14 protein-coding genes are annotated in these 17,729 nt (G+C 61.5%); 10 read left to right on the forward strand and 4 right to left on the reverse strand.

Annotation, left to right across the window (positions count from 1 at the left end; all coding sequences use genetic code 11):
• Window positions 1-46: 46 nt before the first annotated feature.
• The gene (locus tag AB7783_RS18480; protein ID WP_441278434.1) at window positions 47-1,024 is read left to right on the forward strand and encodes a Bug family tripartite tricarboxylate transporter substrate binding protein; all 978 of its coding nucleotides are present in this window, start codon (window positions 47-49) and stop codon (window positions 1,022-1,024) included.
• 94 nt (window positions 1,025-1,118) lie between these two features.
• Here AB7783_RS18480 and AB7783_RS18485 read toward each other — a convergent pair whose 3' ends face one another.
• Complete coding sequence (locus tag AB7783_RS18485; protein WP_089266251.1) at window positions 1,119-1,610, reverse strand: Dps family protein; 492 nt, start codon at window positions 1,608-1,610, stop codon at window positions 1,119-1,121.
• A 264-nt stretch (window positions 1,611-1,874) separates the two neighbouring features.
• Between AB7783_RS18485 and AB7783_RS18490 the strand changes: the two genes are divergently transcribed.
• Window positions 1,875-2,570 carry a class I SAM-dependent methyltransferase gene (locus AB7783_RS18490; protein WP_441278435.1) on the forward strand — a complete coding sequence of 232 codons (696 nt, stop codon included), beginning with the start codon at window positions 1,875-1,877 and terminating at the stop codon, window positions 2,568-2,570.
• A gap of 202 nt (window positions 2,571-2,772) precedes the next feature.
• Here the strand turns inward: AB7783_RS18490 and AB7783_RS18495 are convergent, their stop codons facing one another.
• Complete coding sequence (locus AB7783_RS18495; protein WP_089265920.1) at window positions 2,773-3,138, reverse strand: ArsR/SmtB family transcription factor; 366 nt, start codon at window positions 3,136-3,138, stop codon at window positions 2,773-2,775.
• Window positions 3,139-3,253: 115 nt separating this feature from the next.
• Here AB7783_RS18495 and AB7783_RS18500 point away from each other — a divergent pair, with 115 nt between their 5' ends.
• The 4 genes from AB7783_RS18500 to AB7783_RS18515 all read left to right on the forward strand — a co-directional run bounded on the left by AB7783_RS18500 (window position 3,254) and on the right by AB7783_RS18515 (window position 9,343).
• Window positions 3,254-4,426 carry an MFS transporter gene (locus tag AB7783_RS18500; protein WP_441278436.1) on the forward strand — a complete coding sequence of 391 codons (1,173 nt, stop codon included), beginning with the start codon at window positions 3,254-3,256 and terminating at the stop codon, window positions 4,424-4,426.
• 171 nt (window positions 4,427-4,597) lie between these two features.
• Entirely contained in the window at window positions 4,598-8,062 is a 3,465-nt protein-coding gene (gene carB, locus AB7783_RS18505) for a carbamoyl-phosphate synthase large subunit (RefSeq protein WP_441278437.1), read from the forward strand.
• A 197-nt stretch (window positions 8,063-8,259) separates the two neighbouring features.
• Entirely contained in the window at window positions 8,260-8,736 is a 477-nt protein-coding gene (greA, locus tag AB7783_RS18510) for a transcription elongation factor GreA (protein WP_068728727.1), read from the forward strand.
• A 202-nt stretch (window positions 8,737-8,938) separates the two neighbouring features.
• A complete protein-coding gene (locus tag AB7783_RS18515) occupies window positions 8,939-9,343 on the forward strand; it encodes a DoxX family protein (RefSeq protein ID WP_093757105.1) in 405 nt (134 codons plus the stop codon).
• 70 nt (window positions 9,344-9,413) lie between these two features.
• On the opposite strand, the gene AB7783_RS18520 is transcribed toward AB7783_RS18515, so the two are convergent.
• Window positions 9,414-9,893: an Lrp/AsnC family transcriptional regulator gene (locus AB7783_RS18520; RefSeq protein ID WP_068730339.1), complete on the reverse strand. Its 480-nt coding sequence runs from the start codon at window positions 9,891-9,893 to the stop codon at window positions 9,414-9,416.
• Window positions 9,894-10,154: 261 nt separating this feature from the next.
• Between AB7783_RS18520 and trxB the strand changes: the two genes are divergently transcribed.
• Both trxB and AB7783_RS18530 read left to right on the forward strand, forming a co-directional pair.
• On the forward strand, window positions 10,155-11,120 hold the full coding sequence (trxB, locus tag AB7783_RS18525) for a thioredoxin-disulfide reductase (RefSeq protein WP_441278438.1): 966 nt from the start codon (window positions 10,155-10,157) through the stop codon (window positions 11,118-11,120).
• Between the two features lie 32 nt (window positions 11,121-11,152).
• Window positions 11,153-12,046 (forward strand): LysR family transcriptional regulator, encoded by an 894-nt coding sequence (locus AB7783_RS18530; protein ID WP_089266250.1) that lies wholly within the window; start codon window positions 11,153-11,155, stop codon window positions 12,044-12,046.
• 254 nt (window positions 12,047-12,300) lie between these two features.
• Here the strand turns inward: AB7783_RS18530 and AB7783_RS18535 are convergent, their stop codons facing one another.
• On the reverse strand, window positions 12,301-14,736 hold the full coding sequence (locus tag AB7783_RS18535; RefSeq protein WP_441278439.1) for a heavy metal translocating P-type ATPase: 2,436 nt from the start codon (window positions 14,734-14,736) through the stop codon (window positions 12,301-12,303).
• Here AB7783_RS18535 and AB7783_RS18540 point away from each other — a divergent pair.
• Both AB7783_RS18540 and AB7783_RS18545 read left to right on the forward strand, forming a co-directional pair.
• Window positions 14,735-15,010, forward strand: coding sequence for a metal-sensitive transcriptional regulator (locus AB7783_RS18540; RefSeq protein ID WP_441278440.1), 276 nt, complete (start codon window positions 14,735-14,737; stop codon window positions 15,008-15,010). The two genes, AB7783_RS18535 and AB7783_RS18540, sit on opposite strands and share 2 nt — an antisense overlap.
• 266 nt (window positions 15,011-15,276) lie before the next feature.
• Window positions 15,277-17,664, forward strand: a complete 2,388-nt coding sequence (locus AB7783_RS18545) for an EAL domain-containing protein (RefSeq protein WP_441278441.1) — start codon at window positions 15,277-15,279, stop codon at window positions 17,662-17,664.
• Window positions 17,665-17,729 lie beyond the last annotated feature (65 nt).

The following is a 17,729-nucleotide window of genomic DNA, read 5'->3' on the forward strand; positions in this document are numbered from 1 at the left end:
AACAAGCGATCAGAAATCGCAGGCCAACCATTTCAGGAGGAAGTCCATGCTCACATTGTCCCGTCGTTTCTTGTTGACCGGTGGCATTCTTTGCCTCTCGCTGCCCGCCTATGCGCAATCATGGCCGCAAAAGCCGGTGACGATCGTGGTGCCGCAAGCGGCGGGCAACAGCCCGGATGTGCTGTGCCGCATCGTCGCCGAGAAACTGTCCCGCGCGCTCGGACAACAGTTCATCGTTGAGAACCGCCCGGGCGCCGCCAACCTCGTCGGCGCACAGACGGTCGCGCGCGCCGCGCCGGACGGCTACACTTTCCTGTTCGCAACGTCGGCGGCGCTGGTCACCAATCCCTATACGTTCAAGAAACTGCCCTACGATCCCGTGAAGGATTTTGTGCCGGTGGCGATGGTGGCGCGGAGCAACCACGTGCTGCTCGTCAATCCCGAAGTGAAAGCAAAGACGCTGGCGGAATTGATCGTGCTTGAAAAAGCTGCCCCCGGTTCCCTGAGCATGGCGGTCGACGGCGCGCGCAACATCTCCGGCCTGATCGCACAAACCATCAACAAGCAGGCAGGCACGAGTTTCGTACTGGTCCCCTACAACACCATCACCAACGCGATCCAGGACAGCCTGACCGGACGCACCCAGGTGACGATCCAGTCCGCATCGGTGGCTGAGTCCTTCATCAAAGCCGGTACGCTGCGGGCACTCGCCATTGCCGGCAACAAGCGCGTCGATTCATTGCCGGATGTGCCCGCGATCGCCGAGACGTTGAAGGGCGCGGATCTGCAAGGCTGGTTCATGATGATGGCCCCGACCGGGACACCTGCCGAGATCGTCGACAAACTCAGTGCCGAGATTGCGCAGGCACTGAAATCGCCGGATGTGCAGGAGCGCGCGCCTGTCCTCGGCTTCGACGTCGCCTCCGGTGACGTGGTGACGCCCGCGGGCGCGAAGCGCTTTTTCGACGCCGAGCTCGTCGCCACAGGCAAGACGATTCAGGAGCTCGGTATTCAGCCTGAATAGCCGTGGCCCAGCGCTGGTGCTGAACAACGGCATCTCCACATGAAAACGCCCGCTGTGAAGCGGGCGCTTTGACATATTCAATCGGGAACGAAGCTTACGCCTCGTTGCCGCCTTCCTGCTGCGACGCCTCGAACAGGAACCAGGTGCGGCGCTCGGTGTCGTCGATGTAGTTTTCAAGGAGGCTGGCGCTGGCGATGTCCTTGGCGTCGTCGCAGACCTCGTGGGCCTTGCGCATCGCCGCTGCCATTTTCTTGTTGTCGTTCATCAGCTCGCGCAGCATCTCCACCGGCGGCACATACGCCTCATCATTGTCCTTAATGGTCTGCAGCTTGGCGACTTCGCCGATCGAACGTAGCGTGCGTCCGCCGATCTTGCGCACGCGTTCCGCCAACGGATCAGTCGTCGCAAAAATCTGGTCGGACTGCTCGTCGAGCATCAGGTGATAGTCGCGGAAATGGCGGCCGCTGAGATGCCAGTGGAAATTCTTGGTCTTCAGGTAGAGCGCGAAAGCGTCGGCGAGCAACCCGTTCAACGCCTTGGCCACCTTCTCCACGGCGTCGGCTGAGAGGTCAGTCGGGGTATTCATTTCGGCAGCGATTTTCGATGTCTTGGTGCTCACGTTACTTACCTTCCCGTGTCGGATGATTTGATGGCTGGAGGGTTGTCGTCAGGGCGGAAGATTTCAGGAAAAATCGGAGTGGTCTTGACGGAAAGCACTGCAAATTTCCGAAAACTGCGGTTCTTGAAGGAAAGGCGGTTTCCCACGCGCCTGAAAACGCTCTAGACCGTTTCAACGCATGACAAATATAGGGGTTCCCGACACGGGAACAACAATCGGGCCGGGCAGACGATGGAAGATTGGATCGATTATTACGATTCCACGCATACGATTTATGCGAGCAAGCTGCATCGTGACGTGCATTTCGAGGTCATCGCCCGCGACATCATTGGCTACATCGCCTCTCAGGACGCCGTCGTGCTCGACTATGCCTGCGGCGAAGCACTCTCGGCCGCCAAGGTGGCCAATGCCTGCAGCAAGCTGATCCTGGCAGAGCCCGCGCCTGGCGTTCGCGGCCGACTGGTCGCCCGCTTCGCGCCCAACACCAAAATCCGGGTCCGGTCGCTGGAAGAGTTGCGCAACATGACGGCGCAGTCGATCGACCTGGCCGTCATGAATTCGGTGGCTCAGTACATGACCGGCCCCGAACTCGACGATGCCTTTGCGATCATCAAGCGGCTGCTGGCGCCTGGCGGCAAGCTGGTGGTCGGCGACATTCTGCAGCCCGATGTCGGCATGGCGACCGATGTCATGGCGCTGCTGAAGCTCGCTCGGGAACACGGCTTTCTGTGGGATGCGTTCGTTGGGCTTGTTCGCACGGCCCTCTCGGACTACCGCCAGCTGCGCACCAAGGTTGGCCTGCAGCGCTACAGCGAGGCGGAGATGCTGGCCAAGCTGACCGCGGCCGGTTTCCGGGCCTCGCGGACGCCGGTCAATATCGGCCACAATTCCTCGCGCATGACCTTCGTCGCCCACCACGCGTTCTGAGGCATCGGCTGGGGCAAACGGACGATTAAGGTTAACAGACGGTTTACAAAACTTGAGGTGGATCGCCACCCCGTGATCGGTAACATTGTGCTCGGCCCGGTGGCGGAAATGTCTACGCGGGGGCGATGCATCGCTCTTTATCCTGGTTCAAGTCCAGGCTGGGCCTCCAACCTTTCAGACATTTACCAGTGGGTCGGCGCTGTCAGGCTTCGGTGAATTCCAGCACCGGAAGCTGCAGGCGCTCGGCATCGCGCTCGGCCGATGCGAGCACCGCATCCAGCAAACCCGGAAATCTGCTCTCGAGATCTTCGCGGCGCAGTTTCATCAACCGCGCCGTCCCCACCGCGCGCGTTTCCATCAGGCCGGCCTCGCGCAGTTTCGCAAAATGATAGGCGAGATTGGACTTGCCGCTGAGGCCGTAAAAATCGCCGCAGCGCAATTCGCCGACCTCTTTCTCGCGTTTGGCCAGATTGTAGACGATCGCCAGCCGAATCGGATCGCTCAGGCAATCCATCACGCCAGGCAATTCGATCTGTTCGCGCGTGGGATGCGGGAGAATGCGGCTCATGACTCCTCAATACTGATTCCGGCCGGCTGCCGCAATGTTGAATATTTCTTGAACCATTTGACATTTTGCATTGCCGCATCAATAGTTCAACAAAGATTGAACTAAGGATTTGGCGATGAGCGTCTTCTGGCTGGCCGTGGCGGCATTTGCGATTGGGACCGAAGCATTTGTAATTGCTGGTCTTCTTCCAATCATGGCAGCGGACCTGAATGTCACGTTGGCGGCCACGGGACAATTGGTCACCGTTTACGCCATCACCTATGCCATCGGCTCGCCGATCCTGGCTGTACTGTTCAGCAATTTTGACCGCCGCACCGTCGTCTCGCTGGCGCTGGTCTGCTTCATCGTCGGAAATCTTTTGGCGGCCGTTGCGACCACATTCGGCATTCTCCTGCTATCGCGCATGTTGATGGCTGTCGGCGCCGGACTGTGCATGCCGACCGCCATGGCCGTCGCAATCGCGATCGCTGCACCGGAACGCCGTGGCCGCGCCGCGTCGCTGGTGATCTCCGGCCTGACGGTGGCGACGGTTCTGGGCGTGCCGCTCGGAACCTGGGTCGGCAGTCATTTTGGCTGGCGGTCGACGTTCGTGATGGTCGCCGCACTCGGCGCCGTCGCATTGGCCGGGCTGCTGCTGGGATTGCCCCGCGGTTTGCCACGCACTGCTGCCACACTCGGTCAGAGGCTTGCCGTCGCGCGCCATTCCGAAGTGCTGAAAACCCTTGCTGTGACCTGCATGTGGGGCCTCGGAGGCTTTACCTCATTCACCTATCTGGCTGTGCCGCTGCACCGACTTGGCTTTGACGCCAACGGAATCAGCCTGGCACTGCTGGTCTTTGGCGTCGCCGCGGCGATCGGAAATACCTTGGGCGGCGCGATGTCCGACCGTATCGGGCCGCTCCGGACCTCGACGCTGGGCCTGATCGGCATGATGCTGTCACTGACGCTGCAATCGGTGGCCCTGACATTCGCGCCGCCCGCCACTGCGGGCGTGCTGTTTCTGGTCTTTATTTTTACCCAGGGCATTGCCGGCTGGATGTTCTATCCCGGACAGGTCGCACATCTCGTGCGCATCACGCCGGAAGCCTCGGTCATCGCGCTCTCGCTGAACGCCTCGGCCATGTATATCGGCTTTGCCGGCGGCAGCGCGTTGGGCGGCGTGGTGCTGTCGACATTGAGCTCCAACCACCTCGGCTGGATCGGCGGCTGCGCCGAGGCGGCAGCCTTTGCGCTCGTCCTCGCCGGACACCTTCTGAAGCGCCCGAAACCGGCCCAAATTGCCGGTTGATGGCACCTTCAAAAGCCTTCCCCGCCCCGTTATAGTGGTCTAAAGACAGCCGCGCGCGAGGATCGGCCTATGGCTCCCTGAGGGGTCAATGGCTGGTTTGGCGCCCGGGCCCGAGGGACGCGCGTATGCGCGCCCTTTTTTTGTGCCGATTTGTCACCACCGCGAGTTTAAATGCCAAAACGCACCGACATATCCACCATCCTGATCATCGGCGCCGGTCCTATCGTGATCGGCCAGGCCTGCGAGTTCGACTATTCGGGCACGCAAGCCGTCAAGACGCTCAAGGAAGAGGGCTACCGGATCGTTTTGGTCAATTCCAATCCGGCCACGATCATGACGGACCCGGAACTGGCGGACGCGACCTATATCGAGCCGATCACACCCGAGATCGTCGCCAAGATCATCGAAAAGGAGCGCGGCGACCGCACCAAGGGTTTTGCGCTGCTGCCTACCATGGGCGGCCAGACCGCGCTGAACTGCGCTCTGTCGCTGCGCCAGCAGGGCACGCTGGAGAAGTTCGACGTCGAGATGATCGGCGCGACCGCCGAAGCGATCGACAAGGCCGAAGACCGCCAGCTGTTTCGCGAGGCGATGACGAAAATCGGGCTGGAGACGCCGAAGTCGCGGCTCGCCAACGCATCCGCACTGAAGAAGCAGTATCGCGAGCAGCATCAGGCCGAAAAAGCCAAGCTGACTGGCGACGCACTGGCCGAGCACGAGCGGCAGTGGGTGCTGCATGAAGGCGACCGCCGCAAGCGCTATCAGGAGCATGCCCTCGGCCAGGCGCTGATGGCGCTGTCTGAAATTGGTTTGCCCGCGATCATCCGCCCGTCCTTCACCATGGGCGGCACCGGCGGCGGCATTGCCTATAACCGCGAAGAATTCCTCGACATCATCGAGCGCGGCCTCGACGCGTCTCCGACCAACGAAGTGCTGATCGAAGAGTCAGTGCTCGGCTGGAAAGAGTACGAGATGGAAGTCGTCCGCGACAAGAAGGACAACTGCATCATCATCTGCTCGATCGAGAATCTCGATCCAATGGGCGTGCATACCGGCGACTCCATCACCGTCGCGCCGGCGCTGACGTTGACCGATAAAGAATATCAGATCATGCGCGACGCCTCGCTGGCGGTGCTGCGCGAGATCGGCGTCGAGACCGGCGGCTCCAACGTGCAGTTCGGCGTCAATCCTGCCGACGGCCGCATGGTCGTGATCGAAATGAATCCGCGCGTGTCGCGCTCCTCGGCGCTGGCGTCGAAGGCCACCGGCTTCCCGATCGCCAAGGTCGCGGCAAAGCTTGCCGTCGGTTACACGCTCGATGAAATCGCCAACGACATCACCGGCGGCGCAACGCCTGCGTCGTTCGAGCCGACGATCGATTATGTCGTCACCAAGATTCCCCGTTTCGCCTTCGAGAAATTCCCGGGCGCATCGCGCACGCTGACCACCTCGATGAAGTCGGTCGGCGAAGTGATGGCCATCGGCCGCACATTCCAGGAGTCACTGCAGAAGGCCCTGCGCGGACTTGAAACCGGCCTGACCGGCCTCGACGAAATCGAGATCGAGGATCTCGGCCGCGGCGACGACAAGAACGCGATCCGCGCTGCCCTGGGTACACCGACGCCGGACCGTCTGTTGCAGGTTGGCCAGGCCATGCGTCTGGGCTGGACCGACGAGGAAATCTTCAACTCCTGCAAGATCGATCCGTGGTTCCTCGCCGAGATGCGCGGTATCGTCGAAATGGAAGCCAAGGTGAAGGCCAATGGCCTGCCCGCCAACGCCTTCGGCATGCGGACGCTGAAGGCCATGGGCTTCTCCGACGCGCGCCTCGCCGTGCTCGCCGGCAAGACCGAGGCCGACGTCAAGGCACTGCGCCGCTCGCTCGATGTGCGTCCGGTCTTCAAACGCATCGACACCTGCGCCGCTGAATTCGCCTCGCCGACCGCTTACATGTATTCGACCTATGAGTCGTCCTTCGCCGGCGCCTTCGCTGACGAGAGTCAGCCGTCGGACAAGAACAAGGTCATCATTCTCGGCGGCGGCCCGAACCGTATCGGCCAAGGCATCGAGTTCGACTATTGCTGCTGTCACGCCTGCTTCGCGCTCGCCGACGCCGGCTACGAAACCATCATGGTCAACTGCAATCCGGAAACCGTGTCGACCGACTACGACACCGCGGATCGCCTGTATTTCGAGCCACTGACCGCCGAAGACGTGCTCGAGATCATCGACACCGAACGTCAGAACGGCACGCTGCATGGCGTGATCGTGCAGTTCGGCGGCCAGACCCCGCTGAAGCTCGCGCGCGCGCTGGAAGCCGCCGACGTGCCGATCCTCGGTACCTCGCCGGATGCCATCGATCTTGCCGAAGATCGCGATCGCTTCAAGCGCATCCTCGACAAGCTCAAGCTGAAGCAGCCGAAGAACGGCATCGCCTATTCGGTCGAACAGGCCCGCCTCGTCGCAGCCGATCTCGGCCTGCCGCTGGTGGTGCGTCCGTCCTATGTGCTCGGCGGCCGCGCGATGCAGATCATTCGCGAGGAAAGCCAGCTCGGCGATTACCTGCTTGGCACGCTGCCGGAGCTGGTGCCCGGCGACGTCAAGGCGCGCTATCCGAACGACAAGACCGGCCAGATCAATACGGTACTCGGTACCAATCCGTTGCTGTTCGATCGCTACCTGTCGGATGCCATCGAAGTCGACGTCGACTGCCTGTGCGATGGCAAGGATACCTTCATCGTCGGCATCATGGAGCATATCGAGGAAGCCGGCATTCACTCCGGCGACTCGGCCTGCTCGCTGCCGCCGCATTCGCTCGACGACGACATGATCGCCGAGCTCGAACGCCAGACCCGCGACATGGCGCTCGGCCTCGACGTGGTCGGACTGATGAACGTGCAGTTCGCGGTCAAGGATCGCGACATCTACGTGCTCGAAGTCAATCCGCGCGCGTCGCGCACCGTGCCTTTCGTTGCCAAGGTGATGGGCATGCCGGTGGCCAAGATCGCCGCGCGTATCATGGCCGGCGAGAAGCTCGCCGACTTCAATCTGAAGAAGCGCAAGCTCGACCATGTCGGCGTCAAGGAATCGGTCTTCCCGTTCGCGCGTTTCCCCGGCGTCGATACGGTGCTCGGCCCGGAGATGCGCTCCACCGGCGAAGTGATGGGCATCGACCGCTCGTTCGAAATCGCCTTCGCCAAGAGCCAACTCGGCGGCGGCACCCGCGTGCCGCGCAGTGGCACCGTATTCGTGTCCGTGCGCGAAAGCGACAAGACGCGCATTCTCGATGCCGTGAAGCTGCTCTCGTCGAACGGCTTCAAGGTGCTCGCGACGTCAGGGACCCAGCGCTTCCTGGTCGACAACGGCGTCCCGGCCGAGAAGATCAACAAGGTGCTGGAAGGCCGGCCGCACATCGTCGATGCCATCACCAATGGCGAGATTCAGCTGGTTCTGAACACCACCGACGGGCCGCAGGCCCTGGCCGACAGCCGCTCGCTGCGGCGGGCTGCCCTCTTGCATAAAGTACCGTATTACACCACTCTTTCGGGTGCCGTGGCGGCTGCACAGGGCGTCCGGGCCTATCTGGGCGGGGACCTTGAGGTCCGCACATTGCAGAGTTACTTTTCCGAAGCCTGAATTCGGGCGGACTGCAGGTCCGACGAGATCAGCTAGGCAAGGCACGACCGGAACTCACCGGTCGCGTCTTTGTTTTGTTTCGGCACTCGAAGCCGGCGTCTGAACTGGCTGCAAGCGCAGCCAAGCCGACATCTTGCAGAACGAATGGTTTCATGCGCGCGCCGCCGCGTTCCGCATGACGTTAGAGGACGAAGAGAATGGTTGAGAAGGTCCCGATGACAGCAGGTGGCTACGCTGCGCTGGAGGTCGAGCTGAAGGAACGTCAGTCGGTGCACCGTCCGCGGATCATCGAGCAGATCGCCGAAGCGCGCTCCCATGGCGACCTCTCGGAAAATGCCGAGTATCACGCCGCCAAGGAAGAGCAGTCGCATAATGAAGGCCGCATCAGCGATATCGAAGACAAGCTCGCCCGCGCCGATATCATCGATATCTCGAAGCTGTCCGGCGATACCATCAAGTTCGGCGCGACCGTGACGCTGATCGATGAGGACACCGAGAAGAAGGCGGTCTGGCAGATCGTCGGCGAGCCCGAGGCCGATGCCAAGAAAGGTCGCATCTCGATTACCTCGCCACTGGCGCGTGCGCTGATCGGCAAGAGCAAAGGCGCATCGGTCGAAGTCGTCGCTCCCGGCGGGGCCAAGGCCTATGAGATCACCAAGGTCGAGTGGCGCTGATCGACAGCGCTCAACGCGAAACAAGAAAGCCGCGCATGATGCGCGGCTTTTTTTATTGTCCCCTGATTGCGGTATCCAGCCATCGCCACTCACGGAAACTTCTGGAATACTTCCACAGCTCACGTGTTTTCACACGAGAGTGACCAGCATTTTGCATTGCAGTAATGCTAGAAACGATGGTCATCACAGGGGGACTAATGACATGGACCAAGCCTTCGCTAAATTTCAGCCTGCTGCACTAAGTCTTTTCCGCTTCATCACCGGCCTGCTGTTGCTGCAGTATGGCATCGCCAAGATCTTCAAATTTCCGGTTCTGCCCTATTTCGCGAATATCCCGCCGTTGATCCAGGTCGCGGCAACGCTTGAACTCGTCGGCGGTGCGCTGCTGCTGCTCGGCCTGTTCACGCGCCCAGTTGCGTTCATCCTCGCCGGCGAAATGGCTTTCGCTTACTTCCTCGGTCACATGTTTAAAGGCGCGGATCCGGTTTTCCTGCCGCTGCTGAACGGCGGCACCGCTGCCATCCTGTTCTGCTTCTCCTGCCTCTATCTTGCGACGTCAGGCGGGGGCCCGATCAGCCTCGACGCGATACTGCGCAAGAAGAGCTAAGCTCGACATCACGGCAACAAAAAAGGGCGCTCACCGCAAGGTGGGCGCCCTTTGCTTTTAGCGCTCGCTGCTAATCCGCAGCCCTCAGCTCGAGCGGCACGGCGGCTGCGTATTTCGAATTCTGCAGAACCAAGGACGTGCGGACGTTGCGGACATGCGGTGCGGCCGTGAGATGGCCGACGAAATCCTGGAAAGTTGCCATATCAGGCGCCACGCATTTCAGGATGAAGTCGATCTCGCCCGACAGCATCCAGCACTCCCGCACCAACGGCTCCTTGCGGACGAAATCCTCGAACGCCTTGAGATCGGCATCAGCCTGGCTCGACAGGTGGACCGAAGCAAACACGGTAACGTCGAAACCGAGCAATCGGGGATCCAGCAACCCGCGGTAGCCCTGGATATAGCCAGCCTCTTCCAGGGTCCGTACCCGGCGCAGGCAGGGCGGCGGCGAGATGCCAACGCGCTTGGCGAGTTCCACATTGGTGATTCGGCCGTCGGCCTGGATTTCGCTGAGAATTTTGAGGTCGATGTCGTCTAGGCTTTTCGGCACGCGGCGCGGATCCTGGCTGGTATTCAAAGAAACCGTTTGAACTCTCTTAGCGCAGGAGCCGCAACTTGCGCAATTTTATTGCGCGTGCATCGCAGAAATTAAGTGTCTCCGGGGGAAAAATTGCCGGGACGAATTGCAATTCTTGCATGGCTCGCCAGATATTCTACACTAGCAGACAAGACTTTCGACGCCGCAGCGACGTGTTCGCCGGCACATTTCGCCTCAGCAATGACCAATTTCCCTTCAGAAAGGGACTCGACCATGGCCGCCCCCATCCATGCCAAAGTCGTCATCATCGGCTCAGGCCCGGCTGGCTACACTGCCGCAATCTACGCCGCACGCGCGATGCTCGAGCCCGTCCTGATCCAGGGGATTCAGCCCGGCGGCCAGCTCACTATCACCACGGATGTCGAAAACTATCCGGGCTTCGCCGACGTCGTCCAGGGTCCCTGGCTGATGGAGCAGATGGAGAAGCAGGCGCATCATGTCGGCACCAAGATCGTCACCGATCTGGTCAGTAACATGGATCTGAACCAGCGTCCGTTCCGCCTGACCTGCGACAGCGGCGATGTCTATCTCGCCGAAACCGTGATCCTGGCGACCGGCGCGCAGGCGCGGTGGCTCGGTATCCCGTCGGAAGAGAAATTCCAGGGCGGCGGCGTATCCGCCTGCGCCACCTGCGACGGATTCTTCTATCGCAACAAGGAAGTGATCGTAGTCGGCGGCGGCAACACGGCCGTCGAGGAAGCTTTGTTCCTGACCAATTTCGCCTCGCAGGTCACCATCGTGCATCGCCGCGACCATTTCCGCGCCGAACGCATCCTGCAGGAGCGATTGTTCAAGCACCCGAAGATCAAGGTGGTCTGGGACTCGGCGCTCGACGAGATCTGCGGCACCGAAGGCCCGGCCAAGGTCACCCATGTGCGCCTGAAAAACGTCAAGACCGGCGCCATCACTCAGGTGCCAGCCGACGGCGTCTTCATTGCCATCGGCCACGCGCCCGCGACCGAACTCATCAAGGGCCAGATCAAGCTGAAGCCCTCGGGCTATGTCGAAGTGGCTCCGAATTCCACCGCAACCTCGATGCCCGGCGTGTTCGCCGCCGGCGACGTGGCGGATGAAACCTATCGGCAGGCGGTCACCGCCGCCGGCATGGGCTGCATGGCCGCCCTCGAAGCCGAACGCTATCTTGCCGCGCATGCTCATGACCGCGCAGCGGCCGAATGATGATCAAACGAACCCGCGACGGATTTACAGATATGGACTGGGACAAGCTGAAGGTGTTTCACGCGGCGGCGGAAGCGGGGAGCTTCACGCATGCAGGCGAGCAACTGGGCCTGTCGCAATCGGCAGTCTCACGACAGGTGAGCGCGCTCGAGCAGGAGCTGGCGGTCTCGCTGTTCCACCGTCACGCCCGCGGCCTGATCCTCACCGAACAGGGCGACCTGCTGTTCCGCACCGCCCATGACGTGTTCATGCAGCTCCAGGCGGCCCGCGCAAAGCTGACTGACAGCCGCGAGCGGCCTAGCGGCGACCTCAAGGTCACCACAACCCCGGGCGTCGGCATCAACTGGCTGATCCCGCGCCTTGGCGAGTTCACCGCGCTCTATCCGGAAATCCGCATTTCGCTGATCGTCACCGACGAGGAACTCGACCTGTCGATGCGCGAAGCCGATGTGGCCATCCGCACCCGCAAGCCGACCCAGCCGGACCTGATCCAGCGCAAGCTGTTCGCCATGGGATTCCACGCTTATTGCTCGCCGGAATATATCAAGCATTTCGGCACCCCGCGCACCCTCGACGAACTCGACGGGCACCGCATCATCATGCTCAGCGACGCCCAGGTGTCCCCGCACCTGCAAAACCGCAGCTGGCTGATCGATGCCGGGCGCAACGGCTCCGGCCCGCGTGAACCCTACTTCAAGGTCAACAATATTCTGGGCCTGATGCGCGCCTGCCAGCAGGGCTTGGGCATTGCAGCATTGCCGGACTACCTGGTCGAAGAAAACGATCGTCTGGTTCAGCTCTTCAGCGAGTCGGACTCGATTCAACTCGACACTTATTTTGTCTATCCCGAAGAGTTGAAGACGGTCGCCCGTGTGCAGGTGTTCCGCGACTTCATCGTCAGCAAGGCGCAGCGCTGGCCGTCCTAACCCGCAATATTTCAGGGCAGATATGCCCACGCTTCCCAGCATGTCAGACATGCCAAGTGATGCGTTGCTGCATGCCACCTTCAGGGATCATACTTCTCAGACGCTGAGATTTTGCGCTGCGCATTTGTCCCCCTCCTCCAGTGGTGCGAAGTCTCAGTAATCCCTCTTGGAAGGTGATTGTGTCGGCCTCTCGAGGCCAATACCTCAGAGCCGGACTCGTTTGAGTCCGGCTTTTTTTTTGCGCCTGCGAATTGTCAGTCCAGCTTCACTTTCGCCAGCCGGAGCGCATTGCCGATCACGCTCACCGAGGACAGCGCCATCGCTGCAGCGCCGAGCATCGGCGACAGCAGGATGCCGAAGATCGGATACAGCACACCGGCCGCAATCGGCACGCCGGCCGCGTTGTAGATGAAGGCGAAAATCAGATTCTGACGGATATTGCTCATCACAGCCTTTGATAGTTCGCGCGCGCGCACCAGCCCCATCAGATCGCCGGTCAGCAACGTCACGCCAGCACTCTCGATCGCCACATCGGTGCCGGTCCCCATGGCGATGCCGACATCCGCAGCAGCCAGCGCAGGTGCATCGTTGACGCCATCGCCAACCATGGCGACCCGGCGGCCTTCGCCGCGCAGACGTGTGACCACGTCACTCTTGCGCTCCGGCAACACACCCGCCTCGACCTCATCGATACCCAGTGTCTTTGCCACGGCTTTAGCCGTCGTCGCATTGTCGCCGGTGAGCATGACGATCCGCAGGCCGTCGGCGCGCAGCTTCTTCAAGGCGTCCTGCGCTGATGGCTTTACGGGATCGGCAATCGCCATCACACCGGCGACGCTGCCATCAATAGCAACGAAGATGGCAGTCGCACCGTTCTGCCGCGCCAGTTCAGCGACGCCGTCGGAGCGCGTTGTGTCCACTTTCAATTCGTTCATCAGCATCGCATTGCCCAGCGCAACGCGCTTGCCATTGACCACACCCGACGCGCCTTTGCCGGACGGCGAGGCGAAGTCACTGGCATCGCTCAGCACCACATTGCGTTGCTTTGCTTCATTGACGATGGCTTGCGCCAACGGATGCTCGCTGGAACGTTCGATACTCGCAGCAAGTTGCAGAATCTCACTTTCGTTGAATCCCTCCGCCGGCGTGATGCTCACCAGTTTCGGCTTGCCTTCCGTCAGCGTACCGGTTTTGTCGATCACAATGGTGTCGATGCTTTCCAGGCGCTCCAGCGCTTGCGCGTCACGCACCAGAATGCCGGCATGGGCGCCGCGGCCGACGCCGACCATGATCGACATGGGTGTTGCGAGACCGAGCGCGCAGGGGCACGCGATGATCAGCACGGTGACCGCAGCAACAAGCGCGAACGAGAGCCGCGGCTCCGGGCCGAATGACGCCCAGGCGATGAATGCAATCACCGCCGCGGCCAGCACGGCCGGCACGAACCAGCCGGCGACACGATCAGCGAGACGCTGGATCGGCGCACGCGAGCGCTGTGCCTTGGCGACCATGTCGACAATGCGCGACAACATCGTATCGCGGCCGATCTTGTCGGCCCGCAGTACGAGGCCGCCGCTCTGGTTGACTGTGCCGCCGATGACGCGCGCGCCTTCGGCCTTGGTCACCGGCATGGACTCGCCGGTGACCATGGATTCATCCACCGACGAACGCCCCTCGGTAACGACGCCGTCGACCGGAATTTTCTCGCCCGGCCTCACCCGCAACAAATCGCCGATGGCGATGGCGTCGAGCGCAACGTCCTCATCACCATCCTTGCCAATGCGCCGCGCGGTCTTCGGCGCAAGCCCGAGCAGCGCGCGGATCGCACCTGACGTCTGATTGCGCGCACGCAGCTCGAGCACCTGTCCGAGCAAAACGAGCACTGTGATGACCGCAGCGGCTTCGAAATAGACCGCCACTGCACCGTGATGGTCACGGAACGTGTCGGGAAACAGACCGGGCGCGAAGGTGGCCACGACGCTGTAGATCCACGCCACACCGGTGCCCATGGCGATCAGCGTGAACATGTTGAGATTGCGCGTTACCACCGAGCGCCATCCACGTTCGAAGAACGGCGCGCCGGCCCACAGCACCACGGGTGTCGCCAGCACCAACGAGATCCAGTTCGATGTGGTCTGCGATACCAGCTGCATCAGGCCGAGATGCGCGCCCATCTCCAGCACGAACACGGGCAATGTCAGTGCCAGCGCGATCCAGAAGCGCCGGGTCATGTCGATCAGTTCAGGATCGGGCTTGTCGTCGAGCGAGACCTGCTCCGGCTCCAGCGCCATGCCGCAGATCGGACAGCTCCCGGGTCCTTCCTGACGGATCTCCGGGTGCATCGGGCAGGTATAGATGGTGCCGGCTGGCGCGGGCGGCGCGGGCTCCTTCGGCTTCAGGAAACTCTCGGGATCCGCATTGAACCGCTCGCGACAGCGCGCGCTGCAGAAGAAATACTCATGGCCCTGATAGATCAGACGGTTCTTGGCGGTGGCGGGATCGACGGTCATGCCGCAGACCGGATCGAGCACTTTGGTCGGCGCAGCCTCGGCGTGATGGTGACCATGCGAACAGCATGCGCCATGCGTGTGACCGGCATGGGCATCGTGCCCCGTATGCGTGTGAGTTGTCTCTGCCACCGTGACCTCGCCTCTTGAAACATATACCCTATGGGGGTATATGGACCTCATGCGCAGCGAGATCAAGACGTCCTGTTTAAAACGCCTCAAACGGATCGAAGGCCAGGTCCGCGGCTTGGCCGGCATGGTCGAGGCCGACCGCTATTGCATCGATGTGGTTACGCAGATCGCCGCGGCCCGCGCAGCGTTGCGACGCGTCGAGGAAGAGATCCTGCGCGACCATATCGCGCATTGCGTTGAGCACGCGATCTCGTCAGGCGACAAGGCCGATCAACGCCGCAAGATTGCCGAGTTGATGGACGTGGTCAGCCGCGTCGACCGGTGACGCGAATGCGACGTGCGGGCGCGATGTTAGAAAACGGTTGATCAGTCGTTACAGTTTTTGCCCGGTGAGGGTGGCGCTGAAATGCGACCACACCTTTAGGTCATCAAGAGCCGGCGAATATCCGCAAAATTTACGGTTGGATAAGCATGCGCAGCGATAGCACACGGGGCGATCTAATAGCGCCGATCGCCGGTATTTACGTGTCTTTACGTACTTATATCTAACGTCCCGCGCAATTGCGGTAATCCCGCTCGCGGTATCTGTACATGCTTACGATCTATAACTGCATCGCCAATGCCCATGATTTCAGGCTCGTCGGACTCGCGGCCATCATCTGCGCGATCGCGTCCCTCGCTGCTATCAACCTGCTCCGTCATGCGCGAAGCGCCACAGGCCAGATGCGCCTCGTCTGGCTCGCGGTATCCGCGATCTCCACGGGCTTCGGCATCTGGGCCACGCATTTCGTAGCGATGCTGGCGTTCTCGCCGGGGATGCCGAGCGGCTACAATATCGTACTTACGGTCGTCTCGCTGATCGCCGCGCTGCTGCTGACCGGCGCCGGCCTCGCCGTATCGTTGATCCCGAATTTTCGTGCCGGCCTCTGGATCGGCGGCGCCGTCGTCGCGGGCGGCATCGCGGCGATGCATTACACCGGCATGGCCGCCTTCGAACTTCAGGCGCGCATCAACTGGGATACGACGCTCGTCATCGTCTCGATCGTATTGGGAGCCGTGCTCGGTGCGATCGCGCTTCCGGTAGGGTTGCATGGCACCACCCTGCGCTGGAAGATCAGCGGCGCGCTGCTGCTAACGCTCGCGATCTGCAGTCACCATTTCACGGCGATGAGCGCGGTCACGATCACCCCGGATCCGACCATCGCCGTCTCGCCGCTGACCATCCCCGCCGGATGGCTCGCACTTGGCGTCTCATTGATCAGCTTCGCCATCATTGGCCTGGCGCTGGCTGGCATCGTGCTGGATATCCGTGATCACCGCCGCTCCGATCTCGAAGCCGACCGCATGCGCGGACTCGCCAATGCTGCCGTCGAAGGCTTGCTGGTGTGCGACGGCGACACGATCGTCACGGTCAACACGTCCTTCGCCGCGCTGGCGGGATCGTCCGCTGAATTGCTGATTGGCGGGCGTCTGCAAGACTGCTTCCCCGATGGAGATACGCGGACGCAGATCATGAGCCAGCCTGACAAATCGGTGGAAGCGAGCCTGCGGCAGCGCAACGGCCAGACGATTCCGGTTGAATTGATCCTGCGTGGACTCGACTTTGCGGGGAAGCCGCATCAGGTCATCGCTGTACGTGACCTCCGCGAACGCAAGCAGGCCGAACAGCACATCCGCTATCTCGCCCACTACGACTCCCTGACCGGACTGCCCAATCGCGGCACGTTCCATGATCGAATCGATCAGGAGATTGCGACACTATCCAAGGACCACCCGCTCGCCGTACTCGCTTTGGATCTCGATCAGTTCAAGCAGGTCAATGACCTGTTCGGCCACGCCGCCGGCGACAAGGTCCTCAAGAGCGTAACGGCCCGCATCACCGCCCTGCTTGGCGAAGGCGAGATGATGGCGCGTCTTGGCGGCGACGAGTTCGCCATTCTCTTGCCAAACCTGACCTCGCCCGCAGCTGCGAGTCAGTTCGCCGACAGGATACTGGAAGCATTCCGGAGCAAGGATGCCACCTTCGAACTCGGCAGCGTCACCGCCAGTGTCGGTATCGCACTCTGCCCCGACGACTCCAGTGATCGCGACACGTTGCTCGCTTGCGCCGACACCGCGCTCTACCGCGCCAAATCCGAAGGCCGCGCGACATGGCGCTTCTTCGAACCTGCAATGGGGGAAGCCGTGCGCGACCGCCGGCTGCTCGAACACGATCTGCGCAACGCCATCGATGCCAATCAGCTGAAAGTGGTCTATCAGCCCCAGGGCACCATGGAGTCGGGCCGTGTGATCGGCTTCGAGGCACTGCTGCGCTGGAACCATCCCGTCCGCGGCAATATTCGCCCCGACATCTTCATTCCGATTGCGGAAGACACCGGCGCCATTCTCGGCATCGGCGAATGGGTGCTGCGCGCCGCCTGCCGCGAAGCGGCGACGTGGAAGCATCCGTTGACCATCGCGGTCAATGTCTCGGCGGTTCAGATCCACCACGATAGCTTTGTCGCAACCGTCCATGAGGTCTTGCTGGAAACCGGCCTGCCCCCGCATCGGCTCGAACTGGAGATCACCGAGACTGCGCTGATCCGCGACTTCGATCGCGCATTGCTGACACTCCGCCGGATCAAGGCGCTCGGCGTTCACATCGCCATGGATGATTTCGGCACCGGCTACTCGTCGCTGTCGAACCTGCGCGCATTCCCTTTCGACAAGATCAAGATCGACGGATCATTCATCAGGTCGGTGAACACCAACAGCCAGGCAGCAGCAATCGTGCGCGCCGTCCTCGGCCTCGGCCGCGGGCTTGGGCTACCGGTGCTCGCCGAAGGCGTGGAAACCGAAGCGGAATTCGCATTCCTGCGCGACGAGAAATGCGACGAGGCGCAGGGCTATCTGCTCGGCCGTCCGGCTGACATAGACAACTTCCGTGAAGTCACCCAAGGGGTGACTTCACCCGCCGGAGATATCGCCATTTCAGCATAGGCGTGAACACCCCACCGTCGCGGTCATACCAACGACAAAAAACGCGCGAAGGTCTCGCGCGCTTT

Origin of the sequence: Tardiphaga sp. 172_B4_N1_3, from assembly GCF_052076035.1 — a bacterium.
In the GTDB taxonomy this organism is placed as follows: Bacteria; Pseudomonadota; Alphaproteobacteria; order Rhizobiales; family Xanthobacteraceae; genus Tardiphaga; species Tardiphaga robiniae.

Excerpts from the sequence above, each read along its gene's own strand:
- AB7783_RS18480 (WP_441278434.1), top strand. The coding sequence starts at position 47 with ATGCTCACATTGTCCCGTCGTTTCTTGTTGACCGGTGGCATTCTTTGC.
- AB7783_RS18485 (WP_089266251.1), bottom strand. The coding sequence starts at position 1,610 with ATGAATACCCCGACTGACCTCTCAGCCGACGCCGTGGAGAAGGTGGCC.
- AB7783_RS18490 (WP_441278435.1), top strand. The coding sequence starts at position 1,875 with ATGGAAGATTGGATCGATTATTACGATTCCACGCATACGATTTATGCG.
- AB7783_RS18495 (WP_089265920.1), bottom strand. The coding sequence starts at position 3,138 with ATGAGCCGCATTCTCCCGCATCCCACGCGCGAACAGATCGAATTGCCT.
- AB7783_RS18500 (WP_441278436.1), top strand. The coding sequence starts at position 3,254 with ATGAGCGTCTTCTGGCTGGCCGTGGCGGCATTTGCGATTGGGACCGAA.
- carB (WP_441278437.1), top strand. The coding sequence starts at position 4,598 with ATGCCAAAACGCACCGACATATCCACCATCCTGATCATCGGCGCCGGT.
- greA (WP_068728727.1), top strand. The coding sequence starts at position 8,260 with ATGGTTGAGAAGGTCCCGATGACAGCAGGTGGCTACGCTGCGCTGGAG.
- AB7783_RS18515 (WP_093757105.1), top strand. The coding sequence starts at position 8,939 with ATGGACCAAGCCTTCGCTAAATTTCAGCCTGCTGCACTAAGTCTTTTC.
- trxB (WP_441278438.1), top strand. The coding sequence starts at position 10,155 with ATGGCCGCCCCCATCCATGCCAAAGTCGTCATCATCGGCTCAGGCCCG.
- AB7783_RS18530 (WP_089266250.1), top strand. The coding sequence starts at position 11,153 with ATGGACTGGGACAAGCTGAAGGTGTTTCACGCGGCGGCGGAAGCGGGG.
- AB7783_RS18540 (WP_441278440.1), top strand. The coding sequence starts at position 14,735 with ATGCGCAGCGAGATCAAGACGTCCTGTTTAAAACGCCTCAAACGGATC.
- AB7783_RS18535 (WP_441278439.1), bottom strand. The coding sequence starts at position 14,736 with ATGAGGTCCATATACCCCCATAGGGTATATGTTTCAAGAGGCGAGGTC.
- AB7783_RS18545 (WP_441278441.1), top strand. The coding sequence starts at position 15,277 with ATGCTTACGATCTATAACTGCATCGCCAATGCCCATGATTTCAGGCTC.